This window comes from Actinoplanes auranticolor (assembly GCF_018332655.1).
GTDB classification, from domain to species: Bacteria; Actinomycetota; Actinomycetes; order Mycobacteriales; family Micromonosporaceae; genus Actinoplanes; species Actinoplanes auranticolor.
In genome coordinates, this window is record NZ_BOQL01000109.1 from 1 (window position 1) to 909 (window position 909).

The window sequence follows — 909 nt, forward strand, 5'->3', positions numbered from 1 at the left end:
GCCGGCGTTGAGGGCGTTGAGGACGGAGGTGTAGGCGGCTTTCTTGTTGCCGGAGCCGTCGAACAGCAGCGGGTTGTCATCACGCCAGGAGTCGGTGTCGCGGATACCCCAGACGGTGATGCCGGTGCAGCGGGCTACGGCCAGGCAGGCTCGGGTGACGGTGGCGTAGATGTTGGCCTGGTTGCCGCCCTGCTGGACGTCGAGTTCGGTGATCTGGACATCGACGCCCAGATCGGCGAACCGTTGAATGTTGGCCTGGTAGGTGGAGTCGATGCTGGTGCCCAGGTGCGATTGCAGGCCGACGCAGTCGATGGGTACGCCGCGGGCTTTGAAGTCGCGGACCATGTTGTAGATGCCGGTCGACTTGGCGTTGATCCCGTCGGTGTTGTAGTCGTTGTAGCAGAGTTTGGCGGCCGGGTCGGCGGCGCGGGCGGCGCGGAACGCGGCTTCGATCCAGTCGTTGCCGGTGCGTTGCAGGTTGGAGTCGCGCCGGGCGCCGCTACCACCGTCGGCGAAGGCTTCGTTGACGACGTCCCAGGAGTGGATTCGGCCGCGGTAGTGGGTGGCGACCTGGGTGACGTGGTTGATCGCGGCGTTACGCAGGGCGGTGCCGGACAGTGATTGGGCCCAGCCGGGTTGTTGCTGGTGCCAGAGCAGGGCGTGGCCGCGGACTTTGGCGCCCATGGCGATGCCCTGGTTGAGGATGCGGTCGCCGTTGGTGTAGGTGAACCGGCCCTGGGAGGGTTCGGTGGCGTCCCACTTCATCTCGTTCTCGGCGGTGACGGAGTTGAACTCGGTGGTCAGGATCCGGGTGTAGGTCGAGTCACCGAGCCGGCCACCGGCGATCGCGGCACCGAAGTACCGGCCGGTCTGGGCCGCCGAAGCACCCAGCGTGCTGGCTGCCTCGGC

At 66.9% G+C, this 909-nt stretch carries 1 protein-coding gene; it reads right to left on the reverse strand.

All coding sequences use genetic code 11. The features are described from left to right. A partial coding sequence (locus Aau02nite_RS45730; RefSeq protein ID WP_212994976.1) for a glycoside hydrolase family 10 protein occupies nt 1-909 on the reverse strand: 909 nt, incomplete at both ends.